This window comes from Streptomyces meridianus, assembly GCF_023703325.1.
Classification (GTDB): Bacteria; Actinomycetota; Actinomycetes; order Streptomycetales; family Streptomycetaceae; genus Streptomyces; species Streptomyces meridianus.
Genome location: NZ_JAMQGM010000028.1, coordinates 1 through 15,230, shown reverse-complemented (window position 1 = coordinate 15,230; position 15,230 = coordinate 1). Strand labels below are relative to the sequence as shown.

15 protein-coding genes are annotated in these 15,230 nt (G+C 70.6%); 3 read left to right on the top strand and 12 right to left on the bottom strand.

Features of this window, described 5'->3' with window-relative positions; all coding sequences use genetic code 11:
- Positions 1–133: 133 nt before the first annotated feature.
- The 6 genes from hemB to M1E25_RS13080 all read right to left on the bottom strand — a co-directional run bounded on the left by hemB (position 134) and on the right by M1E25_RS13080 (position 6,486).
- On the bottom strand, positions 134–1,126 hold the full coding sequence (hemB, locus tag M1E25_RS13105) for a porphobilinogen synthase (RefSeq protein ID WP_251414544.1): 993 nt from the start codon (positions 1,124–1,126) through the stop codon (positions 134–136).
- Positions 1,123–2,787 carry a bifunctional uroporphyrinogen-III C-methyltransferase/uroporphyrinogen-III synthase gene (locus M1E25_RS13100; protein WP_251414541.1) on the bottom strand — a complete coding sequence of 555 codons (1,665 nt, stop codon included), beginning with the start codon at positions 2,785–2,787 and terminating at the stop codon, positions 1,123–1,125. Before M1E25_RS13100 ends, hemB begins: the two co-directional genes overlap by 4 nt.
- Entirely contained in the window at positions 2,784–3,776 is a 993-nt protein-coding gene (hemC, locus tag M1E25_RS13095) for a hydroxymethylbilane synthase (RefSeq protein WP_251414871.1), read from the bottom strand. The genes M1E25_RS13100 and hemC overlap by 4 nt, the downstream gene beginning before the upstream one ends.
- An 11-nt stretch (positions 3,777–3,787) precedes the next feature.
- Positions 3,788–5,137, bottom strand: a complete 1,350-nt coding sequence (locus M1E25_RS13090) for a glutamyl-tRNA reductase (protein ID WP_251414537.1) — start codon at positions 5,135–5,137, stop codon at positions 3,788–3,790.
- Complete coding sequence (locus M1E25_RS13085; RefSeq protein WP_251414535.1) at positions 5,134–5,895, bottom strand: redox-sensing transcriptional repressor Rex; 762 nt, start codon at positions 5,893–5,895, stop codon at positions 5,134–5,136. The genes M1E25_RS13090 and M1E25_RS13085 overlap by 4 nt, the downstream gene beginning before the upstream one ends.
- A gap of 312 nt (positions 5,896–6,207) precedes the next feature.
- A complete protein-coding gene (locus tag M1E25_RS13080) occupies positions 6,208–6,486 on the bottom strand; it encodes a glutaredoxin family protein (RefSeq protein WP_251414532.1) in 279 nt (92 codons plus the stop codon).
- A gap of 140 nt (positions 6,487–6,626) precedes the next feature.
- On the opposite strand from M1E25_RS13080, the gene M1E25_RS13075 reads away from it, so the two are divergent.
- The 3 genes from M1E25_RS13075 (at position 6,627) to M1E25_RS13065 (ending at position 10,129) form a co-directional block, all read left to right on the top strand.
- The gene (locus M1E25_RS13075; protein WP_251414530.1) at positions 6,627–7,559 is read left to right on the top strand and encodes an HAD family hydrolase; all 933 of its coding nucleotides are present in this window, start codon (positions 6,627–6,629) and stop codon (positions 7,557–7,559) included.
- A gap of 310 nt (positions 7,560–7,869) precedes the next feature.
- Positions 7,870–8,715 (top strand): ECF subfamily RNA polymerase sigma factor, BldN family, encoded by an 846-nt coding sequence (locus M1E25_RS13070; RefSeq protein ID WP_251414528.1) that lies wholly within the window; start codon positions 7,870–7,872, stop codon positions 8,713–8,715.
- Between the two features lie 211 nt (positions 8,716–8,926).
- Positions 8,927–10,129 carry a DUF5667 domain-containing protein gene (locus M1E25_RS13065; protein WP_251414526.1) on the top strand — a complete coding sequence of 401 codons (1,203 nt, stop codon included), beginning with the start codon at positions 8,927–8,929 and terminating at the stop codon, positions 10,127–10,129.
- Between the two features lie 70 nt (positions 10,130–10,199).
- Here the strand turns inward: M1E25_RS13065 and M1E25_RS13060 are convergent, their stop codons facing one another.
- From M1E25_RS13060 to M1E25_RS13035, 6 genes are all read right to left on the bottom strand, one after another.
- Complete coding sequence (locus M1E25_RS13060) at positions 10,200–11,237, bottom strand: lysophospholipid acyltransferase family protein (protein WP_251414523.1); 1,038 nt, start codon at positions 11,235–11,237, stop codon at positions 10,200–10,202.
- The gene (locus tag M1E25_RS13055) at positions 11,230–12,291 is read right to left on the bottom strand and encodes an NAD-dependent epimerase/dehydratase family protein (RefSeq protein WP_251414521.1); all 1,062 of its coding nucleotides are present in this window, start codon (positions 12,289–12,291) and stop codon (positions 11,230–11,232) included. Before M1E25_RS13055 ends, M1E25_RS13060 begins: the two co-directional genes overlap by 8 nt.
- A 239-nt stretch (positions 12,292–12,530) precedes the next feature.
- Entirely contained in the window at positions 12,531–12,629 is a 99-nt protein-coding gene (locus tag M1E25_RS13050) for a 30S ribosomal protein bS22 (RefSeq protein WP_003948845.1), read from the bottom strand.
- A gap of 139 nt (positions 12,630–12,768) precedes the next feature.
- A complete protein-coding gene (locus M1E25_RS13045; RefSeq protein ID WP_251414518.1) occupies positions 12,769–12,978 on the bottom strand; it encodes a helix-turn-helix domain-containing protein in 210 nt (69 codons plus the stop codon).
- A 340-nt stretch (positions 12,979–13,318) separates the two neighbouring features.
- Complete coding sequence (locus M1E25_RS13040; RefSeq protein ID WP_251414516.1) at positions 13,319–14,491, bottom strand: acetoin utilization protein AcuC; 1,173 nt, start codon at positions 14,489–14,491, stop codon at positions 13,319–13,321.
- A 4-nt stretch (positions 14,492–14,495) separates the two neighbouring features.
- Entirely contained in the window at positions 14,496–15,155 is a 660-nt protein-coding gene (locus tag M1E25_RS13035; RefSeq protein ID WP_251414514.1) for an HAD family hydrolase, read from the bottom strand.
- Positions 15,156–15,230 lie beyond the last annotated feature (75 nt).

Sequence of the window (15,230 nt, the reverse complement as noted above, 5' to 3'; positions counted from 1 at the left end):
CCCGTCAACCCTTGTCACAACCGCACTTTCCACCCCTTGGTGCTGCGCCCCGGACACGACGACGGCGGCCCCGGACCGTAGTCCGGGGCCGCCGAGAATGCCTTGCCTGCCAGGCCCTGTCAGCCTCGACCCGTCAGCCGCGGGCCAGCCGCTGCGCCGCCTCCACGGCCCAGTACGTCAGCACCGTGCCGGCGCCCGCGCGCTTCGCCCCGGTCAGCGTCTCCATGATGATCCGCTCCCGGTCGACCCAGCCGCGCTCCGCCGCCGCCTCGACCATCGCGTACTCGCCCGAGACCTGGTAGGCGGCCACCGGAACGTCCACCGCATCCGCGACCCGGCGCAGGATGTCCAGATAGGGCAGCGCCGGCTTCACCATCACCATGTCGGCGCCCTCGGCGAGGTCGAGCTCCAGCTCCCGCATCGACTCGCGGGCGTTGGCCGGGTCCTGCTGGTACGTCTTGCGGTCGCCCTTCAGCGACGAGTCCACGGCCTCCCGGAACGGCCCGTAGAACGCGGAGGCGTACTTCGCCGTGTAGGCGAGGACCGCAACCTCCTGGTGACCGATGCCGTCCAGCGCCTCGCGCACCACCCGCACCTGGCCGTCCATCATGCCGCTCGGCCCGACGACGTCGACGCCCGCGTCCGCCTGGACCCGCGCCATCTCCGCGTAGCGCTCCAGCGTCGCGTCGTTGTCCACCCGGCCTTCGGTGTCGAGGACCCCGCAGTGGCCGTGGTCGGTGAACTCGTCCAGACACAGGTCGGACATGACGACGAGAGCGTCGCCGACCTCCTCCTTCACGTCCCGGATCGCCAGCTGGAGAATGCCGTTCGGATCCGTCCCCTGCGAGCCCACCGCGTCCTTGTGCGCGGGCACACCGAACAGCATGATCCCGCCGACCCCGGCCTCCACCGCCTCCGCCGCGGCCTTCCGCAGTGTGTTGCGGGTGTGCTGCACGACGCCGGGCATGGACGACACCGGCACCGGCTCACCGATCCCCTCCCGCACGAACGCGGGAAGGATCAGGTCCGCCGGGTGCAGCCGGGTCTCGGCCACCAGCCGGCGCATGGCCGGCGTGGTCCGCAGCCTCCGTGGCCGCGCTCCCGGGAAGTCTCCGTACGTGGTCAACTGCGCCTCCTGCGCGATCCGGGCCGGCGCTCGCTCGGCCTGGTGACGTGTTCACCTGCCTCGACGGCCGCCGCCCGGCGCTGCGCACCGAACTCCGCGAGCGCCTCCGCCAGCTTGTGCACCGACGGCTCGGGCGACAGAACGTCGACCCGCAGGCCGTGCTCCTCCGCCGTCTTGGCGGTGGCCGGTCCGATGCAGGCGATGACCGTGACATTGTGCGGCTTGCCGGCGATGCCGACGAGATTGCGCACCGTGCTCGACGACGTGAACAGGACCGCGTCGAAGCCGCCGCCCTTGATCGCCTCACGGGTCTCGGCCGGCGGGGGCGAGGCACGGACGGTCCGGTAGGCCGTGACGTCGTCCACCTCCCAGCCGAGCTCGATCAGGCCCGCCACCAGGGTCTCGGTGGCGATGTCCGCACGCGGCAGGAAGACCCGGTCGATCGGGTCGAACACCGGGTCGTACGGCGGCCAGTCCTCCAGCAGACCCGCAGCCGACTGCTCCCCGCTGGGCACCAGGTCGGGCTTCACGCCGAAGTCGACCAGGGCCTTGGCGGTCTGCTCGCCCACGGCCGCGACCTTGATGCCGGCGAAGGCACGGGCGTCGAGCCCGTACTCCTCGAACTTCTCCCGGACGGCCTTGACCGCGTTGACCGAGGTGAAGGCGATCCACTCGTACCGGCCGGTCACCAGTCCCTTGACCGCACGCTCCATCTGCTGCGGGGTACGGGGCGGCTCGACGGCGATGGTCGGCACCTCGCTGGGCACGGCGCCGTAGCTTCTCAGCTGGTCGGACAGCGAGGCCGCCTGCTCCTTCGTCCGCGGCACGAGCACCTTCCAGCCGAACAGCGGCTTGGACTCGAACCAGGCGAGCTTCGCGTCGCTCTGTTCACCGACCACGGCTATCACCGGACGGCCGCCTTCGACGGACGGCAGGACCTTCGCCGCCTTCAGCACCTGCGCGATGCTGCCGAGCGTCGCCGTCCAGGTGCGCTGACGGGTCGTGGTACCGGCCACGGTCACCGTCAGCGGGGTGTCGGGCTTGCGCCCCGCGGCGACCAGGTCGCCGGCGGCCCCCACCACAGTGTCCAGCGTTGCCGAAACCACCGCGGTGGCGTCGCTCGTGCCGATCTCGCCCCAGCACTGCTCGGTCGCGGTACGGGCGTCGACGAACCGCACGTCCGCGCCCGACTCCGTCCGCAGCGGGATACCCGCGTAGGCCGGTACGCCGACGGCCGTGGCCACGCCCGGCACCACCTCGAAGACGATGCCCTCGTCCGCGCAGGCGAGCATCTCCCCGGCGGCATTGCCGTCGAGACCCGGATCGCCCGCCACGGCACGGACCACCCGCTTGCCGCCGCGCGCCGCCGCCATGACAAGATTGGCCGCATCTTCCGCCGGGGCGGCAACATCCGTTCCGGAAGGGGTAGTTGACGTGCCGTCCTGCCCGGACGAAGCCTGGATGTCCACGCCTGCCCTCGCGTGGTGACGCACTACGTCGAGTACCTGCGGGTCGGCGACCAGCACATCGGCGTGGTTCAGCGCCTCGACGGCGCGCAGCGTCAGCAGACCGGGGTCTCCCGGACCGGCACCGAGGAAGGTGACGTGGCCGGCAGCAGCCGTGTGCTGAGCTGGTCGGAGATTTGCGGCGGTGGGGCTCAAAGTGCTCGCTCCCCCATAAGACCGGCCGCACCCTTCGCGAGCATCTCGGACGCGAGTTCGCGACCGAGAGCCATGGCGTCGTCGTGTGACGCGGGTACGGGACCGGTGGTGGACAGCTGCACCAGCGTCTTGCCGTCGGTGGTGCCGACGACGCCGCGCAGGCGCATTTCGGTGACAACCTGCCCGTCGGCCGGGAAGTCGGCCAGCGCACCCACGGGTGCACTGCAGCCGGCCTCCAGGGCGGCGAGCAGGGATCGCTCGGCGGTCACGGCGGCCCTGGTCAAGGGGTCGTCGAGCTCCGCGAGCCGGGATGCCAGGTCGACGCCGGAGACACCGTCCACGGGACGGCCGGCGACGCATTCGACCGCCAGCGCCCCCTGTCCGGGCGCGGGCAGGACGGCATCGACATCGATCAGTTCGGTGGCCTCGCCGATCCGGCCGATCCGGCTGAGCCCGGCGGCCGCGAGGACGACTCCGTCGAGCTCTCCGGAGCGCACGTAACCGATCCGGGTGTCGACGTTGCCGCGGATCGGAACGGTCTCGACCTCGAGTCCGAGCGACCGGGCCCAGCCGTTCAGCTGGGCCATGCGCCGCGGCGACCCGGTGCCGATCCGGGCCGGAGCCGCGGAGCCGGTGAGCAGCTGCTCGAAGGTCAGGCCGTCGCGGGCCACCAGTGCGTCCCGCGGGTCCTCACGGGCCGGGATCGCGGCGACCGCCAGCTCCTCCGGCTGCGCGGTCGGCAGGTCCTTGAGCGAGTGCACCGCGAAGTCGATCTCCCCGCTGAGCAGGGCGTCGCGCAGGGCGGAGACGAAGACGCCGGTCCCGCCGATCTGCGCGAGGTGCTCGCGCGAGGTGTCGCCGTACGTGGTGATCTCGACGAGCTCCACCGGGCGACCGGTGACCTCCCGGACCCGCTCGGCCACCTGACCGGACTGGGCCATGGCGAGCTTGCTCCGCCTGGTCCCCAGCCGCAGTGGCCTGCTGTTCATGTCGGTGCTGCTCATGCCCGCTCCCGTTCCGGGTCGCCCGTGTCCGCCCGGCTGACGGCGGCGACCGCCTGCGGGTCGAGGTCGAAGAGTTCGCGCAGCGCGTCCGCGTACCCGGCGCCACCGGGCTCGCCCGCGAGCTGCTTGACGCGCACCGTCGGCGCGTGGAGCAGCTTGTCCACGACGCGGCGCACCGTCTGGGCGATCTCGGAGCGCTGCCGGTCGTCCAGGTCGGGCAGGCGGCCGTACAGCCGGGCGATCTCGCCGGAGACCACATCCGCCGCCATGGTACGCAGCGCGACCACCGTCGGCGTGATGTGCACGGCACGCTGGGCTGCGCCGAAGGCCGAGACCTCGGCCGAGACGATGGTCCGCACCCGGTCCACGTCGGCCGCCATCGGCCCGGCCGCCGTGCTCTCTTCGCCGGTCCGCCCCGAAGCCGCCTCGGCCAGCGTCTCGATGTCGACCAGCCGCACGCCCTCCAGGCGGTGCACGGCCGCGTCGATGTCCCGGGGCATCGCCAGGTCCAGCAGAAAGGTCTCGGCAGCGCGTTCCCGTACGGCGGCCCCGACCTGCTCGCCGGTCAGCACCAGACCCGTGGCACCGGTGCAGGAGACGACGAGGTCGGCGTGCGGGAGTTCGTTCCCGACGGCGCCGATCGGCACGGCGCGTCCGCCGAGGGTTCCCGCGAGCCGCTCGGCACGCTCCAGCGTCCGATTCGCGATCACCAGTTCGGACACGCCGGCGCGGGCCAGCGTCGTGGCGGCCAGCGAGGACATCGAACCGGCGCCGATCACCAGGGCGCGCCTGCCCGGCGCCCACTCGGCCACCGGACGGTCGCCCGCGAGCTGCTCGAGGCCGAACGTGACGAGCGACTGCCCGGCCCGGTCGATACCGGTCTCGCTGTGCGCGCGCTTGCCCACCCGCAGCGCCTGCTGGAACAGATCGTTCAGCAGCCGGCCGGCAGTGTGCAGCTCCTGGCCGAGCGCCAGGGCGTCCTTGATCTGGCCGAGGATCTGCCCCTCGCCGACGACCATCGAGTCCAGGCCGCAGGCCACCGAGAACAGGTGGTGGACCGCCCGGTCCTCGTAGTGGACGTAGAGGTAGGGGGTGAGCTCCTCCAGACCGACGCCGCTGTGCTGGGACAGCAAGGTGGACAGCTCCGCCACACCGGCGTGGAACTTGTCCACGTCCGCGTACAGCTCGACCCGGTTGCACGTCGCGAGCACTGCGGCCTCCGCCGTCGGCTCGGCGGCGAGGGTGTCCTGCAGCAGCTTGGTCTGTGCATCGGAGGAGAGGGCCGAACGCTCGAGCACGCTCACCGGCGCGCTGCGATGGCTCAGCCCGACGACCAGAAGACTCATGCCGGCATCACCGCGGGGACGTCCCCGTCGGGCCCCTTCCGGCCGTCGGACGCCGACCGCAGCGGAGGCGGCGGCGCGACGGCCTGGCCTGCGTCCTCGCCGGACTTGCGCTGCTCGTGGAAGGCGAGGATCTGCAGCTCGATCGACAGATCGACCTTGCGCACGTCCACGCCGTCGGGCACGGACAGCACGGTGGGCGCGAAGTTCAGGATGCTGGTGACGCCGGCGGCGACGAGCCGGTCGCAGACCTGCTGGGCGGCACCCGCCGGAGTGGCGATGACGCCGATCGAAACGCCGTTGTCGCTGATGATCGATTCGAGTTCGTCGGTGTGCCGGACCGGGAGACCCGCGACGGGCTTGCCTGCCATGGCGGGGTCCGCGTCGATCAGCGCGGCGACCCGGAAGCCGCGGGAGGCGAAACCGCCGTAGTTCGCGAGGGCGGCGCCGAGGTTACCGATACCGACGATGACGACCGGCCAGTCCTGGGTGAGACCGAGCTCGCGGGAGATCTGGTAGACGAGGTACTCGACGTCGTAGCCGACCCCGCGGGTGCCGTAGGAGCCGAGGTAGGAGAAGTCCTTGCGCAGCTTGGCCGAATTGACCCCGGCCGCCGTCGCGAGCTCCTCGGAGGAGACCGTGGGGACCGAACGCTCCGACAGTGCGGTCAGAGCGCGCAGATACAGCGGAAGCCTGGCGACCGTGGCCTCGGGAATCCCTCGGCTGCGGGTCGCCGGACGGTGAGTTCGGCCAGTTGCCACGGTGCTCCTGCGGGTAGAGCGGGGCTGTGGGCGGCCACGCGTTCCAGGGCCGCCCCGTCCACGCCAGGCTATGCCTTTGTGAACGCGTGCACAAAGATGGCGTCCGATTTGTCCGAGCAAAGTGACCGGCGTCACGCACGGTTTCCGGACGGATCCGCAACCACAGCCGGCCCTCCGCCGCACAGCCGCGAACGAGGGCACGCGCCCACTCTCCTCACGCCGTCCCCCCGGCCGGTTCCCACGATCGTACCCGCGCCCGGGCAGGCCCCGAGCTGTCGACGGACGCCCGGGAGGCCGCGCATCAGCCCGGCGTCAGCCGCCCAGCGCGCGGCGCAGCCGCGCCGGGTCGACCCGCCAGAAGTCGTGCTGCGCGCCGTCCACGAGCACCACCGGGATCTGCTCCCAGTACTTGCGGTGCAGTTCGGCATCCCGGTCGATGTCGTGCTCCTCCCACGCCGCACCCAGATCCCCGCAGACCTCAGCGACCACAGCGCGGGCGTCGTCGCACAGGTGGCACCCGGGCTTTCCGATGAGGGTGACAGTGTGCTCGGCGGGCTTCTTCCGGCTCTTGCGCGGCAGCAGCGGACTCATGGGTCCATTGTGCCGAGCGCGGACCCGCGCCCCTTGCCCAGCGTCCGGACGGCGGCAGGCGCGCCGTGACCTGCGCAACACGGACGCCGAGCGGAATCCAGCGGCTCGGGTTGCGCCCCGGGACTGGCTATGCTCGCGCCATGGCCGCACTGGGATGGATCACCCCCCGCAGGCGTTCCGCCACCGCACGCAGCGTGCTCGCAGGCGAAGCCGCTGCCGAGGCAGCCCGCAAGACCGCCACCGCCGAGGAGTTCGGCGCCGGGACCCCCGACATCCCCGAACCCGAATTCCCCGTCGCCGGGGATCCGTTGGCGGCTGCCTTCTTCGATCTGGACAACACCGTCATGCAGGGCGCGGCCCTGTTCCATTTCGGCCGCGGTCTGTACAAGCGCAAATTCTTCACGACGCGCGAACTCGGCCGCTTCGCCTGGCAGCAGGCCTGGTTCCGGATGGCCGGCGTCGAGGACCCGGCCCACATGGAGGACGCGCGCAACAGCGCGCTCTCCATCGTGCAGGGCCACCAGGTCTCCGAACTCATGGAGATCGGCGAGGAGATCTACGACGAGTACATGGCCGGACGCATCTGGCCGGGCACCCGCGCCCTCGCCCAGGCGCACCTCGACGCCGGACAGAAGGTCTGGCTCGTCACCGCGGCCCCCGTGGAGACCGCAACGATCATCGCTCGCCGGCTGGGCCTGACCGGAGCCCTGGGCACGGTCGCCGAGTCCGTGGACGGCGTCTACACGGGCCGGCTCGTCGGCGAACCACTGCACGGACCGTCCAAGGCGGAAGCCGTACGTGCACTGGCCACCGCCGAGGGGCTCGAACTGTCGCGCTGTGCGGCGTACAGCGACTCGGCGAACGACATCCCGATGCTCTCGATCGTCGGACATCCGTATGCGATCAACCCTGACGCACGGTTGCGCAAGTACGCCCGCACGAACGGCTGGCGGCTCCGCGACTACCGCACGGCGCGCAAGGCAGCCAAGGTCGGCATCCCCGCCGCCGCCGGGGTCGGTGCGATCGCGGGCGGCGCGGCTGCAGCGGTCGCTCTGCAGCGCCGTCGACGGTAACGACGCGCGAGCATTCCGTAGTCATTCCCAGATCGGGCCCCGGCCAGTGACGATGCCAGTGGATGGCGGGAAGGCGTCCTACATTCGCTCAACTCCGGTACGAGCGCGATCATTTTCTGTCACTCGTTCGATATTTGATCGATCACCATTCAGCTACCGGACGAACCGAAACGGCGATTTCAGCAACTCGGTGTAGTGCCCTCTGCACTAAGCGTTATTCTCCTCGGACGCAAGCCGTTACCTACGCATCCCTGCAACAGGTGAACGGTTCCGCACATAACGTGATGGAAGCTCTGCCTCTGGGAGTCCCGTGTACCCACACGTCGGGGTTGACGCCTCGGGCCTGGCTACGCTCCGTGCAACGGTCGTCGACCAGCTGCGCGACCTCGTCCCCACCGCGTCAGCCGTCCCCGCATTCACCACGCCGGCCCCGGCCGGCGGTCCGGCAGGTCCGGCCCACGCCCTGGCCGACAGCAGCGCAGCCGTGGGCCGGCGACTGACATCGGTCTCCGGTACCGAAACCCCCGGCACCGAGCGCCAGGGCAGACACGCGGCAGGCCGCCGCTCCGCTTCCACGACCTCCACGGTCAGAAGGCCGGCGGACCACGACAGCCGGCGGATGATGGACCTGGTCGAGCGCGCCCAGGCAGGCGAGGCCGAGGCTTTCGGGCGGCTCTACGACCAGTACGCGGACACCGTGTACCGGTACATCTACTACCGCGTGGGCGGCAAGGCCACCGCCGAGGACCTGACCAGCGAGACGTTCCTGCGCGCCCTGCGGCGCATCGGCACCTTCACCTGGCAGGGCCGGGACTTCGGAGCCTGGCTCGTGACCATCGCGCGCAACCTCGTCGCCGACCACTTCAAGTCCAGCCGGTTCCGGCTGGAGGTCACGACCGGGGAGATGCTCGACGCCAACGAGGTGGAGCGCAGCCCCGAGGACTCGGTGCTCGAGCACCTGTCGAACACCGCACTGCTGGAGGCCGTCCGGCGCCTCAACCCGCAGCAGCAGGAGTGCGTCACCCTCCGCTTCCTGCAGGGACTGTCCGTCGCCGAGACGGCGCGCGCGATGGGCAAGAACGAGGGCGCGATCAAGACGCTGCAGTATCGTGCGGTCCGCACGCTCGCGCGACTCCTGCCGGACGACGCCCGCTGATCTGCTGCGACGTGCAACCGCTGCGGACGCGTCGGTCCGATCATCACGAGGGCGTAACCCGACTGCCACGTCTCTCGTTGTGCGCTGTGCAGACTCTCAGCGGTGGGATCGCACGCACGTCCTTTCACTCTTTCGGGTGGAAGGTCTCATGCCGAGCAACCCTCCGGACCAGTCGCGGAGTCGCAGGTGATGACGAGAGGAGGTGCCGCCCGTGATCGCGAACGTATCGGCGCACCGGCGGGCGAACGCCTTCGCCGACGCCCTGGACGAACAGCAGCGCCAGGCCCGGCAGGCCGTGCAGCCCGACCCGACGACGGAATGCGCCGAGAACGGAACCCCCGCAACCGACGACCCCGGGCGCCGCCGCGGCGCCGGGAACGGACCCCGGGACGACCGGGCGGCTCTCGTCGCCCTGACGGAACGCCTCGGTGACCTGCCCAAACCGGAGCTCGACGCCGGGACCAGGACCGTGCAGCGGGCCCAACTGGTCGCCGCCATGGAGTCGATGCTCGCCGAAAGGGATTCCGGTGACCGCCCCGTGCCAGGCCGACGCTCCGGCAAGGGCACCCACCGGGCAGGTGCGCTGCACAGGCTGCAGCTCCGCTCCCGCTGGTCCAAGGGCATCGCGGCCGGCGGACTCACCGTCGGCGTGGCCGCGGGAGCGTTCAGCGGCATCGCCGCTGCCAGCACCGACGCCCTGCCCGGCGATTCGCTGTACGGGCTGAAGCGCGGCATGGAGGATCTCAGCCTCGGCATGGCGGACGGCGAGACCGACCGCGGCCGGATCCATCTCGACCACGCCTCGACCCGCCTGCACGAGGCCCGGCGCCTCATGGAGCGCGACCGCAGCGGCGGGCTCGACCACGAGTCGGTCACCGAGCTCCGCCGGGTCCTGTCCCGGATGAGCCAGGACGCCTCGGAGGGCCACCGCCTGCTGCACTCCGCATACCGGCGCAACGGTTCCCTGGCCCCGATGCGGACGCTCAGCAACTTCTCCGCCGGTCATCGCAGCGGCTGGCAGGAGCTGCGACACCGGCTGCCCGCCCAACTCAGTGACGTGGGCGACCAGGTGACCTCCGTCTTCGACGCCATGGACGACGAAGTGGGGCCGCTGCAGTCGCGACTGGCCGAACCGCCGGGTGACGACGCGCACGGAACCCCGTCCTCCGGCAGTACTGCGAGCCGTCCCGGGACCACCTCCGACGATCCTTCCGGATCCGGGTCGCCCCGGCCGTCGGAGTCGCAGCGGGACGGACTGGTGGGTGGAGCCGGCGACATTCTCGAGCCGCCCGCTTCGGGCAACGCGTCCCCGTCGGAGTCGGCCACCACGGGGCGCCCGGAACCGGACATCACGCTGCCGCCGATCCTGCCGGGCCTGCTCCCCGGGCTCGGTGTCGACGACGACCGGCCCTGATCTCCCTGCCCCCGCACGGCTCGGGGCTCCTTCCGCGGCGGAAGGAGCCCCGAGCCGTGCGGGCACCCCGTCAGAAGAAGACCGAACGCCTCTGTACCAGCAGCTTGTAGAGCGTGTGCTGAATCGTTTCCCGTACCTGGTCCGTGAGGTTGAACATGAGCATCGGGTCCTCGGCAGCCTCCAGCGGATAACCGTCGGTCGGAATCGGCTCACCGAACTGGATGATCCATTTGGTCGGCAGCGGCACCATGCCCAGCGGCCCCAGCCACGGAAACGTCGGCGTCACCGGGAAGTACGGGGTGCCCAGCAGTCGTGCGACGGTCCTGGCATTACCGATCATCGGATAGATCTCCTCGGCCCCGACGATCGAGCACGGCACGATGGGCGCCCCGGCACGCAGCGCAGTGGACACGAATCCGCCCCTGCCGAAGCGCTGCAGCTTGTACCGCTCGGAGAAGGGCTTGCCGATGCCCTTGAATCCCTCGGGCATGACCCCGACCACCTCGCCGCGCTCCAGAAGGCGCTGGGCGTCCTCGGAACAGGCGAGCGTGTGACCCGCTTTGCGGGCCAGTTCGTTGACGACGGGCAGCATGAACACCAGATCGGCGGCGAGCAACCGGAGATGACGGCCCGCCGGGTGGTTGTCGTGAACGGCAACCTGCAGCATCAGGCCGTCCAGCGGAAGGGTCCCGGAGTGGTTGGCCACGACGAGCACCCCACCGGACTCGGGGATGTTCTCGACGCCCCGGACCTCCACCCGGAAGTACTTCTCGTACACCGGGCGCAGCAGCGAGAGCAGCACCTCCTCGGTGAGTTCCTCGTCGTAGCCGAACTCGTCCACCTCGTAGTCCCCGGTGACCCGCCGGCGGAGGAACGAGAGTCCCTGCGCCAGCCGTTGCTCCCACGGGCGGGCGGCCGTGCCCACCGGCCCTGCGGGCCCCCTCCGGTCGCCGGTGGCCTCCGGAGCCGCGGGGTGCTCCGGGCCGTGGGGCTGCCCGGGTACGGGTGCGAGGGGAGCCGTACGGTGTCCCGCGGCCCTGGCCCGCCCCCCTCTGCCGCGTCGCGACCGGGGTTCGTCACCGAACGGGATGACCTTGGCATCAGCCATGTCGGGTGCGCTCCTCACTTCGGGGACCGGGCAGGGCCGCGGCGAGCCGGTCGACGGTACGGGCGAGAATCTCGGGCGGCAGCAGCCCCCGGCCGCGGCTGCGCGCGAAGTCGGCGAACGTCTCCGCTGTCGTCCAGGCCGGCTCGAAACCGAGCGTCTCGCGCATCTGGGTGGTCTGCACGACCCGGCCGTGGGTCAGCAGGCGGACCTGCTCCGGCGAGAAATCGGTCATACCGACGGTGCGCAGGGCGGAACCGACCCAGGTGACCGCCGGCAGCAGCAGCGGTACCGTCGGACGGCCCAGCCGTCGCGCGGCCTGGGAGAGCAGCAGCACCCCGTCGCCGGCGACGTTGAAGGTCCCGCTGTTGAGCGTGGACCGGCGCGGCTCGAGGGAGGCGAGCCGCAGTACGTCCATGACGTCGTCCTCGTGGACGAACTGCAGCCGGGGGTCGTACCCGAACACCGTGGGCAGCACCGGCAGCGAGAGGTACTCGGCGAGCGGTGTGTCGGCGCACGGGCCGAGGATGTTGGCGAAACGGAGGACGCAGACGGCGACGTCGGGCCGGCGGCGGGCGAACCCCCGCACATACCCCTCGACCTCCACTGCGTCCTTGGCGAAGCCGCCGCCCGGCAGCGACTTCGGAGGTGTGTTCTCGGTGAACACCGCCGGGTCACGGGGTGCGGCACCGTACACGCCGGTACTGGACTTGACGACGAGTCGCCGCACGCCCGGTGCCTTCTGGCACGCGCCGAGCAGCTGCATCGTGCCGATGACGTTGGTCTCCTTGATGGCGGACCGGCTGCCGCGGGCGGCAAAGGGGGTCCCGGAGACGTCGAGGTGGACGACCGTGTCGACGGCGTGTTCGGCCAGTACCCGGGCAATCGTGGGCCGGCGGATGTCTGCCTGGAGGAACTCCGCCTCGTCCAAGCGGTGTTCGGGCCGGACCACGTCCACGCCGATCACGCGGTCGACTGCGGGTTCACGTTGGATGCGGCGTACGAAACGGCCCGCCAGCTGCCGGGCGACACCGGTGACAAGCACCACACTGCCCAAGGTTCAGCGCCTTCCTTCCCGCACATCCGGTAACGCCGGGATTCTGCAGGCCCACCGTAGCGGCTGGAGGCTGCCCTGCCGCGGCTCACGGGACCCACGCAGCGGCGTGTTTCCCGGTTGGGCGGAACGGAATCCGGCCTCACCGTGGAGCACGGAACACAAACGGCGCCGCTCTTCCGCAAAGAAGCGGAAGAGCGGCGCCGTCACGTCCCCGGCCGATGCCAGGGGACTGTGCGCGCTTACTTCTTGTTGCGACGCTGAACGCGCGTGCGCTTGAGCAGCTTGCGGTGCTTCTTCTTGGCCATCCGCTTACGCCGCTTCTTGATAACAGAGCCCACGACTACCCTCGCTCACTTCGATTCTCCCCCTCGCACACTTCCGCAAGAGGGGCCCACGGTGCGGGGCGTCGAGCCCACACGACCTACGTCGGCCCAGCCTACCCGCCACCGTCGGCAAGGCGTAATCCGAGGTCCACCTTCAGGCTGTCTCCACCCCCACGTACGACTCGCGCAGATAGTCGTGAACCGCTTGCTCGGGTACCCGGAACGACCTCCCCACCCGGATCGCCGGCAGTTGCCCCCCATGCACCAGGCGGTACACGGTCATCTTCGACACACGCATCACCGTGGCGACTTCCGCCACAGTCAGAAATGCGACCTCGTTGAGAGGTCTTTCCCCAGTTGCCATGACACACCTGAACCTTCCACACATGACGGCACCGGCTTCCCCTCCGGTGACTCCTCCCGCTGTGCGTTCATTCCCCAGATTAGGGGCGGGTGATGCGAGTGAGGAAGAGGAGTAACGTTCGGCTTCCTACCAGGACAGACCCAGCCGATTCGTCGGATAACGTCCCATAGGACTGCCGCAGGGGGCATGTATCTCCCGGCCCGGGTGGCGACGGCCCGGGGTGCGTATGCCGAATCGGTCCGATCTGTCGACAGGGCGCCCCTGCGGACGGGGGAGGGAGATCGGCCACCGCCGACCACGCAGCGGCCAACCCGGCGTAGTTCTCCGGGGTACGAGGGAGTCACGGGAGCATGCCGTGTGCCGGATAGACGGCCCGCCGGGTGGCGAGCACGGCCTGGTCCAGCCGGTCACCCGGGTCGTATCCGGCGTCGTCGAAGTCCCGCCACTCCGGGCGGCGGCCGTCGGTCATCCGCAGGGGTGCCATCTGCATCGTCCGGGCGTACACCGCGTGCCGCCATTCCTCGGGGACCTCGGACTCCGGCGCAATGGGCCGCCCGGCCGCGATGGCGACCAGGTGCGTCCAGCTGCGCGGGACGACGTCCACGACGGCGTATCCGCCGCCACCGAGCGCCACCCAGCGGCCTTCACTGTGGGCGTGCGCCAGTTCGTGGCAGGACTCGGCCACGACGCGCTGGGCGTCGAGACTCACCGCGAGATGCGCGAGCGGGTCCTCGAAGTGGGTATCGGCCCCGTGCTGGGTGACGAGCACCTGGGGCCGGAAGGCGCGCAGGAGGTCCGGCACGACGGCGTGGAAGGCGCGCAGCCATCCCTCGTCCCCGGTGCCGGCGGGAAGGGCGACGTTCACCGCGCTCCCCTCGGCGCCCGGCCCGCCGGTCTCCTCGGGCCATCCGGTCTGCGGGAAGAGGGTGCTGGGGTGTTCGTGCAGAGAGACGGTCAGCACACGTGGGTCGTCCCAGAAGGCGGCCTGTACACCGTCGCCGTGGTGCACATCGACATCGACGTAGGCGACACGTTCCGCTCCGAGTTCCAGCAGCCGGGCAATGGCCAGCGCAGGGTCGTTGTAGACACAGAAGCCGGACGCACTGCCGGGCATGGCGTGGTGCAGCCCACCGGCGAAGTTGACGGCGTGCTGGACCTCGCCGTGCCACACGGCCTCCGCCGCACCGACCGACTGTCCGGCGATGAGGGCGGAGACCTCGTGCATGCCCGCGAAAGCGGGATCGTCCGCGGTGCCCAGGCCGTAGGACCCGTCCGCGCTCTTGGGGTCGGCAGAGACCCGGCGCACGGCGTCGATGTAGTCGGTCCGGTGCACCAGGCGCAGGGTGGAGTCGCCCGCGGGTTTCGCGGCCACCAACGGTGCCGCCCTGTCGAGTTCGTACGCCTCGACGAGCTTCATCGTCAGCGCGAGCCGGACCGGGTCCATCGGGTGCCCGGAGCCGAAGTCGTAGCCGGTTACTGCCTCGTCCCACATCACCTGCGCGCGACCGCTCATACGGTCACCGTATCCGGCCGTGCGCGAGCAGGTCCGGCAGGTCTCCCATGAGCGCGAATCGGGCGTCCGCCGCCGCGAGCGCCTCGGGTGGCGTCATTGCGGTGAAAGCGTAGACGTCCATGCCCGCGGCGACGGCGGCGCGGACACCGAGCACGCTGTCCTCCACGACCGCGCATCGGGCGGACGGAACGCCCATCTTCTCGGCGGCGTGCAGGAAGAGGTCGGGCGCCGGCTTCCCCCGGCCGACGTCCTGGGAGCTGAAGATGCTCGCCTCGTCGAAGTGCTCGCTCAGTCCGGTGGTTTCGAGGGCGACGCGGATACGTTCGTGACTGCCGGAGGAGGCGACGCAGTACGGAACCCCGTCGGCGGTCAGTTTCCGCAGGACTTCGGCGACTCCGGGGACGGCTCGGAGCTCGTGTCGGAAGGCGTCGAAGACGCGGGCGTGGAAGGTCCGGTCGAACTCTGCCGGCAGGCTCTGTCCCGAGCTTTCCCGCACCATGTCGTGAATGCGGTGCACGGCGGAGCCCATGTAGTCGCGGACGGAGTCCTCATACGTCGTCGGGTGTCCGAGTTCCGTCAGATACTCCGCAAGAATCGCGTTCGAGATCGGCTCGCTGTCCACGAGGACGCCGTCGTTGTCGAAAATGATGAGGTCGTAGGGCACCCACGACATCGTAGTGAGCGAGCCGAATCGCAACGCAAAAATGCCGGTGTTCCGAAACCATCACCTGGTTCCGGA

Bases quoted from the DNA above. Each gene is read 5' to 3' on its own strand.
- M1E25_RS13090 (WP_251414537.1), bottom strand. From the start codon at position 5,137: ATGAGTCTTCTGGTCGTCGGGCTGAGCCATCGCAGCGCGCCGGTGAGC.
- M1E25_RS13060 (WP_251414523.1), bottom strand. From the start codon at position 11,237: ATGGCTGATGCCAAGGTCATCCCGTTCGGTGACGAACCCCGGTCGCGA.
- M1E25_RS13080 (WP_251414532.1), bottom strand. From the start codon at position 6,486: ATGAGTCCGCTGCTGCCGCGCAAGAGCCGGAAGAAGCCCGCCGAGCAC.
- M1E25_RS13040 (WP_251414516.1), bottom strand. From the start codon at position 14,491: ATGAGCGGTCGCGCGCAGGTGATGTGGGACGAGGCAGTAACCGGCTAC.
- hemC (WP_251414871.1), bottom strand. From the start codon at position 3,776: ATGAACAGCAGGCCACTGCGGCTGGGGACCAGGCGGAGCAAGCTCGCC.
- M1E25_RS13045 (WP_251414518.1), bottom strand. From the start codon at position 12,978: ATGGCAACTGGGGAAAGACCTCTCAACGAGGTCGCATTTCTGACTGTG.
- M1E25_RS13075 (WP_251414530.1), top strand. From the start codon at position 6,627: ATGGCCGCACTGGGATGGATCACCCCCCGCAGGCGTTCCGCCACCGCA.